This window comes from Bacillus yapensis (assembly GCF_005280205.1).
GTDB classification, from domain to species: Bacteria; Bacillota; Bacilli; order Bacillales; family Cytobacillaceae; genus Robertmurraya; species Robertmurraya yapensis.
In genome coordinates, this window is sequence record NZ_SUND01000035.1 from 1 (window position 1) to 6,793 (window position 6,793).

The following is a 6,793-nucleotide window of genomic DNA, read 5'->3' on the forward strand; positions in this document are numbered from 1 at the left end:
TCCTTTCTCCAGAATTACATATGTCGAAATGTTCAGAAATATGTCTATATGGACATTATAACCATCTAATTCTGGACAGGCAATACCGTCAACTTTCGGATATTTGGGGCCATCAAAAACAAGTTCGGCCTTAGTCCGATTTCGGACTAAGGTTTTTGTGTAAGGAATGTTTTTGAACCATCTATTTAAATATAGGGTAATTAATAAAAGGTTTAGGATCTATTTTTATCGTTTAAGCAAAATGTAAATTTTATTTAACTATTATTAAACCTAATAAACCTATTTAGAATCGGTTGTTCGGTTTTTATCATTTTATTACCGCGTGTCATTCCATAAATCGCAACAGACCCAATTCCTAAACCTAATAACGAAATCATCATGCCTCTATTTTTACGCTAAACATCCATCTATTATTTCGATCAAAACTAAATTGTTCATTACCTCTCTGGTATTTATTTGAAAGAAAATGGATTTCACTAAGGTATACTGAAAAGAAACCACCATTATCCTCTTAAAATAGGGGTCACTTTATCAATGGCTTTTTGTATTTTTTCACTATTTTTGCTATACATTTGCTTGGCTCCCTTTGCTTCCGTTCCAAGGGCAAACGATTCCAAGTCAGCTTGACACTTTTTCATGGTAGAAAGTATTAAAGGCTTTTCTTGAGGGGACGGGACTTGGAGTTTATCATCAAAAAGGTCAATTGTTAATTGTCCGTAAGAATCTACCTGCCCAATAAAAACATTCTCAATCGTCACCCCTTGTTTTTCTAGTTCGGTTTTTAACCAACCCCGACTTCTACCAATTGTAGACAGAGGCTCATCTAATATTTCTCCATCCATAATGACGGTCTGAGGTTCCTTAACGGAAGCAACAGTCAAGTTTACATCTTTCGGTGTCAAAGGTTGGTTTTCTTTCTTGAGCATAACGCTTAGATCCCCGGTTGGCTCTAATACCGCAAATTCCACATCAGCTACCTTAAAGACATCCTTCTTTCGAAGCAATTCCAGTAACTCATCGGTTGTGTATTTTTCTTTTTTTAGATTATCCTCCATAATTTTTCCATCTTTAATAAAAATAGTTGCTCTTCCTTCTATAAAATCACGAAAGCCTTTGCTTTTTAAGGAAAGCAAACCTGCTAAAAAGGGTATTGCCGCGAAGACCACGATTCCGATTATCCCGTTAAACATGTTCCGTTCAAGTCCTGTGATAACTTCTGCGCCAATACTTCCAATTGTAATACCTACAACATATTCAAAAAAAGAAAGTTCAGAAAGTTGCTTTTTCCCTAACCATTTTGTGATTAAAAACAGGACAACGACAAATAATAATGACCGTATTACCACCTCTAACCATTCAGGCACTGCTTACACCCCCTGTAAATATAGTTTTTCTAGAAACCTTTGTACTGAAGTTCCTCTCCTTCTAGTTCTCCTACTCTTTTTTTTAAATCTTTTGTTACTTCGTGTACTACCATCATAGCCTCATGCAAAGTTCGCTTCGATTCATCATCAAGAGTCCGTAATGCTAAACTTGAGAGACTTGCTTCTACCCCTTTTAGACTGGCAAAACACTGTTTAACATCTGATCCTACTGTCATCCTAATTCTCCTTATCCTTTTGGCTTAAAAATTAAAGCTCCTATCATGCCGAAAACAATGGAAGCTGAAATACCAGAACTAGTTACTTCAAACATTCCTGTCAGTACACCAACTAACCCATGTTTTTCTGCTTCCTGCATCGCACCATGAACAAGCGAATTCCCAAAACTTGTAATCGGAACGGTAGCCCCTGCCCCAGCAAAATCAATCAAAGGCTCGTATAGTCCAAATCCATCTAAAAGCGCCCCAATCACTACAAGAGCACTTAAGGTATGACCTGGTGTCAATTTAAATACATCAAACATAATTTGCCCAATGATACAAATTAAACCGCCTACGACAAAAGCCCAAAAATAGATCATGTTAATTGTTCACCTCCGTATTCAATTGACACTGCATGGGCGATACAAGGAATTGTTTCATTTTGCTGAAAGGACAACGGTGAAAGCAAAGCACCTGTAGCCACAACTAACATGCGTTTAAATTCACCATTTTTCATGCGGTTTAATAAATGCCCATAAACTACCGTTGCTGAACAGCCTGCACCGCTTGCCCCTGCAAGAACGGGTTGTCCTTCCCGATAAATCATAAGGCCACAATCTTGGTATTGTTCTTCACTAATAGGAGTTCCATGCTTTTTAAATAGATCCATGGATACTTCCTGTCCGATTTGGCCAAGGTCACCGGTTACAATTAAATCGTAATAAGATGGCTCAACATTTCGTTCCTTTAAATGGGCTTCAATGGTATCAACCGCAGCTGGCGCCATAGCTCCTCCCATGTTAAATGGATCTGTCAATCCCATATCGATTACACGACCAATTGTGGCAGATGTGACATGAGGTCCTTCCCCAGAATCACTTAATAGGGCTGCACCTGCACCAGTAACCGTCCATTGTGCCGTAGGTGGCTTTTGTCCACCATACTCAGTTGGATACCGAAATTGTTTTTCAACAGCTGTATCATGACTGGAAGCTCCTGTTAACAAATATTTCGCTCCTTTTGTATTTACAATATAAGCACCTAGAGCCAGTCCTTCCATCGAGGTAGAGCAAGCACCGAATAAGCCAAAATAAGGCGCTCCAATCGTTCTGCTAGCGAAACTTGTTGGGGTGATTTGATTGATTAAGTCCCCAGCTAGGATAAATTGAACTTGATCCTTTTGTATGCCCCCTTTTTCCATGGCTTTTTGGCAAGCCTCTTCAAAAAGGATTTTATGTGCTTTCTCATAGGAATCCTGCCCAAGCCATAAATCAGCATGAAGAGTATCGAAATCATCTGGGATAGCACCATTGGCTTCAAATGGTCCACCAACGGTTCCAGTGGAGATAATGACAGGCTTTTGTTCGAAGATCCATGTACGATGACCTGCTAGCATTATAAACCACCCCACTGGATTAAAGTGGTTTTAATTAAGGCAATGACAAAAGCAGAAAAAACACCAAATAAAATAACCGCCCCCGCTAATTTAAACATGTTGCCACCTACGCCCAGTACAAATCCTTCGGTTCGATGCTCAATGGCAGGCGATATAACCGCATTGCCAAAACCTGTTACAGGTACAGCTGTTCCAGCCAAATTGGGCCATTCGATCATATACGCCAAAACCAGTAAGAAGCATTGTAATAAAAATTAACGTACCCACCGTCGGATTTCCGGCCGTTTGCTCAGTAAAATCGAAATAATAAATGTAAAAGTCTGAAATAAGCTGACCAATCAAACAAATAAGTCCACCGGTTAAAAAGGCCTTAATACAATTTTTAACAACCGGTCTTTTGATCTCTCGTTGTTTTTGCAATTTTTGATATTCCTGTTGCACAGGAGTAAGTTGTTTCTTTTGATTGTTAGACATAACTCGATCCTTCCTCTTTAGGTTTGTTCCTTCATAAGACTTTTCAGTTTGTTCAAATCATTTTTTAAGTTCTTCTTATTCATATCGTTTTTTTTCAGTCTTTGCTCGACCTTTTCAAGTTCCCAGAATATTTTTTTATCAGTCGAAACAAAAACTTTATAGTCGGGATATTTTTTTTCTAAGTCGGATTTTACTGACTTCTCGATACTCTTTAATCGAAATCGATCAAAATTCTCAACTTTAATCGCTGCCATAAGCTCTTTATCAGTATTCACAGCTTTTACGTCTGTAATATCTTCCTTGGCAATTATCTTTTCTTTCGCATGATTGGCAACGGATTGATCAATTGGCTTACTTGTATGTACTTGTGAAATACCAAAAGTACTATTACCTTGAATAAATTCATTTTGATTACCATTACATCCTGATGCGAAACCAATGACCATTATAATAAAAAGTAGGTTTTTCAATGTGGTTATTTTATCTTTCAAAAAAATCACCTCCATGTTTTTCCATTATTTGAACAGCTGAAAAAAGGTTGGTTAAGAGGCCAACCTTTTTTCGCCTTACTAATTACTGTTGTTTGTATTGAGGTTCTTCTTGTTCGATTTGTTGAACACGTGGTTCAATGCTGTCTACAACGGATTGGGTTTGCTTAGCTGCATCTTGGTAAAGTTGCTTAGCTTGTTGATTATCTGTACCAAGAGCAAATGTTTCAAAACTTGCTTGAGCACTTTTCAATCCTGCTAGAGCTGTTTTAACGTCATTTATTACTGTCATGATAATTTCCTCTTTGAATTTTTTTTTACTCTTTTATTTTGCTTTATGGAGAATTTTTTATTCAATGATTTTTGGGAAATTTAAATCTAAATTATTTTTGACGTATAGCTCCATTTTTTCGATAATAACCCCTTTTCCATATCCCCATCATTTCTTCTATTTCTCGTTGACAGCAATAGCTCTTATAACTTTTCATTAAAGGAGACTTTAAATAATGGTAAGCATTTGATTAAAGGGATTCCTTGGGCAGGTAAAGGCTTTATTACAAAGTTGGAGATAAGTATCGACGGTGGGATTACTTGGCTAAATGCAATGTTAGAGTCAGCTAAAAATGCTGGTTATGGGTGGCAATCTTGGTCTTATGAGTGGACTTTACTGGACAAAGGTGAATATAAGATTATGACAAAAGCTACTGATTCTTATGATAGAACTCAACCAACCCTACCTTTCTGGAATAGAAAAGGTTACGGTTATAATGCAATTGATGAAATTTAAGATTGAATAGAAAGCTAAATAAAGAAGAGAATGTTGTATAGAATACCTAGTCCAGACCTAAATATCGGATAATGCGACTGTCTTAAGGTGTACAGCATGCACCCTTGATTAACTTACCTTTATTTAAGGCAGAAAGAAAAACAAGCCATTGTAATTATGATTAATTACAGTGGCTCTTTATTAAAGTTTACATATTGCTTTTTAAACGTTTTAAAATACGATAGTAATCATCCAAATCAATCCCTGGAGCGAATTGCTCTGGAAGTTCTGGAAAATCGGGTACAGGCGCACCTTCAGGCATTCCGTCAATTACATGCAGCCTTTCACCTGTTTCTGGGTTTGCACCTTTCCAAATTTGGTTGATATCACGATAATCCGCTTCTCCCCATGTATACAACACATTGTACAATCCTTGATCCATAAACTTTTTGGCATAATCAAACTTATTATTATCCAAACTTGGAACTGGAAGCATTTTACCCACATCCACACCTGTAGCTACTTCTAGTGCTTTTGCATAGGCAATAATATGAGTCCCACCTCTGACAAGCAAGTATCCGGTCATCTCTAAGGCAGTCGGATGGGTCGTCATTTCATACACACGCATTTTGTGGTTTCTAGCACCGATTTCCAATAAATAATTGGCGAGTAGATCTTCAACGAGCGTTCCACTGTTATTTACATACGACCCATTCCACGGTCTTCCCATCCCGTCACCTGGAAAAGCTGTTTGAGCAGTGGTTGTAAAATGTGTAGAATAACGGGCATCCTTTCCATTTTGCAGTGGGGCGGTATCAGGATTGCCAGGAATGGTATTGCCAATCGAGAGCAGATTAATTGCATTCGCTACTAATTCAACATGGCCAAATTCCTCCGCTGTAATACTTGCAATTAAATCATAAAAGGGCTTTAGCTTTTTTTTACCGCGGAAATTAAAGGATTGAAACATGTAATTGTTTAAGGTGGACATCTCACCGAATTTTCCACCCATTAATTCTTGTACAGCTGCAGCAGCATTCATATCGCCATGTTCTGGATATGGTAACTCAATGGCAATTTTATTCACGCGTTTCATCATAAGCTTTACACCTCCATCCGTAAACAATAATCATTTTCATCATATGTTGGATGGAGCTTGGCTTATTCTCACATCGTCGGATGAAACCAAATTATTTGTGCTGTACGTACATAGAATGGTGTCCCGCCCATCATGATGACGATATGATCAGGCATGACCTCTCGTAATACACCTCGTACAGAGCCGTGGGTCGTTTGAACAGCAAGGGATTGATTGTGAAGTCCCATTAAAGCTTGATAAACATACGGATCACTAAGTTTCCATTTTTCACTCATTTTCAACACACTCCTTTCATGAAGCCCATAGCAGTATATGCAAGGAAGTAAAAATGTGCATTTGTCCAATTGGAATGTTGGTTTTCGGATTTATTCAGACATCCATTCTTTCATTAGAAAAATAAACCCAGATTCTGAATCCAAAATAAAAACACCTATGAAATAGTGTCAGGGCGTCTCAATCTTAATCCTTGTTTAACTTTTAAACACGGGGTCCTACCAACAAAAAGCGCAAAACATACGCTAGGCAAAATTTAACATGACGAAACTGTTGAGTGACAATAAAGTTCTTTCCTTACCAATAAAGTTGTTTACTAATCGGTTTGTTTTATTACAATAAAGTCGTTTGCTTTTACCATAAGGTTGATAAATCAACTGTTTGAACGCATAAAAGTAAACAACTATTTTTATGCATTTGGCGAAAATCTAAAAAATGGGGTTGCCAGCAAGATTTCTTCAGGAGGCTCTCTTGTGCTAAACAGCCAGGCCAAGTACCTTATTTCACGATAACGGTTGATCAATTCCAGCACTTCTCCGACTTTGTTTTCCTTCATCAATCTCTCGCTGAACAAAATGGCAGAGATTTGTCCCAAGTTTAAGCGTTGTTGTGATGTACTGTACAAATCATTTGCCGCCTCCGTAAACGAGGAACCTTCGCCTTTGCCCACCCAAACCGGGGGCTGCTCCGCTTTTTGCTGTCCCTCCAGCTTGGC

The 6,793-nt window shown here is 38.1% G+C and carries 10 protein-coding genes and 1 pseudogene; 1 reads left to right on the top strand and 10 read right to left on the bottom strand.

Translation table 11 applies throughout. The annotated features are described in order from the left end of the window. Positions 1–503 precede the first annotated feature (503 nt). The 7 genes and pseudogenes from FAR12_RS22930 to FAR12_RS22960 all read right to left on the bottom strand — a co-directional run bounded on the left by FAR12_RS22930 (position 504) and on the right by FAR12_RS22960 (position 4,232). Positions 504–1,364 (bottom strand): DUF421 domain-containing protein, encoded by an 861-nt coding sequence (locus FAR12_RS22930; RefSeq protein WP_126411068.1) that lies wholly within the window; start codon positions 1,362–1,364, stop codon positions 504–506. Positions 1,365–1,393: 29 nt separating this feature from the next. Then, positions 1,394–1,600: a DUF1657 domain-containing protein gene (locus FAR12_RS22935; protein ID WP_009336483.1), complete on the bottom strand. Its 207-nt coding sequence runs from the start codon at positions 1,598–1,600 to the stop codon at positions 1,394–1,396. Between the two features lie 11 nt (positions 1,601–1,611). Beyond that, positions 1,612–1,962, bottom strand: coding sequence for a stage V sporulation protein AE (gene spoVAE / locus FAR12_RS22940; RefSeq protein WP_009336484.1), 351 nt, complete (start codon positions 1,960–1,962; stop codon positions 1,612–1,614). Then, the gene (spoVAD, locus tag FAR12_RS22945) at positions 1,959–2,978 is read right to left on the bottom strand and encodes a stage V sporulation protein AD (RefSeq protein ID WP_013352386.1); all 1,020 of its coding nucleotides are present in this window, start codon (positions 2,976–2,978) and stop codon (positions 1,959–1,961) included. Before spoVAD ends, spoVAE begins: the two co-directional genes overlap by 4 nt. Then, positions 2,978–3,452, bottom strand: a pseudogene (gene spoVAC, locus FAR12_RS22950) (stage V sporulation protein AC). Before spoVAC ends, spoVAD begins: the two are co-directional and overlap by 1 nt. 17 nt (positions 3,453–3,469) lie before the next feature. Beyond that, a complete protein-coding gene (locus tag FAR12_RS22955; RefSeq protein WP_009336487.1) occupies positions 3,470–3,943 on the bottom strand; it encodes a YhcN/YlaJ family sporulation lipoprotein in 474 nt (157 codons plus the stop codon). Positions 3,944–4,025: 82 nt separating this feature from the next. Continuing rightward, positions 4,026–4,232 (bottom strand): DUF1657 domain-containing protein, encoded by a 207-nt coding sequence (locus FAR12_RS22960; protein WP_009336488.1) that lies wholly within the window; start codon positions 4,230–4,232, stop codon positions 4,026–4,028. A gap of 138 nt (positions 4,233–4,370) precedes the next feature. On the opposite strand from FAR12_RS22960, the gene FAR12_RS22965 reads away from it, so the two are divergent. Continuing rightward, positions 4,371–4,727, top strand: coding sequence for a molybdopterin-binding protein (locus FAR12_RS22965; protein ID WP_126411069.1), 357 nt, complete (start codon positions 4,371–4,373; stop codon positions 4,725–4,727). A gap of 187 nt (positions 4,728–4,914) precedes the next feature. Here the strand turns inward: FAR12_RS22965 and FAR12_RS22970 are convergent, their stop codons facing one another. The 3 genes from FAR12_RS22970 to FAR12_RS22980 form a co-directional block, all read right to left on the bottom strand. Then, complete coding sequence (locus FAR12_RS22970; protein ID WP_041054396.1) at positions 4,915–5,805, bottom strand: manganese catalase family protein; 891 nt, start codon at positions 5,803–5,805, stop codon at positions 4,915–4,917. A gap of 68 nt (positions 5,806–5,873) precedes the next feature. After that, positions 5,874–6,080, bottom strand: coding sequence for a YuzF family protein (locus tag FAR12_RS22975; RefSeq protein WP_042977813.1), 207 nt, complete (start codon positions 6,078–6,080; stop codon positions 5,874–5,876). A gap of 407 nt (positions 6,081–6,487) precedes the next feature. Beyond that, positions 6,488–6,793, bottom strand: a 306-nt coding sequence (locus FAR12_RS22980; protein WP_126411070.1) for a Ger(x)C family spore germination protein, incomplete at its 5' end; no start/stop codon positions are given.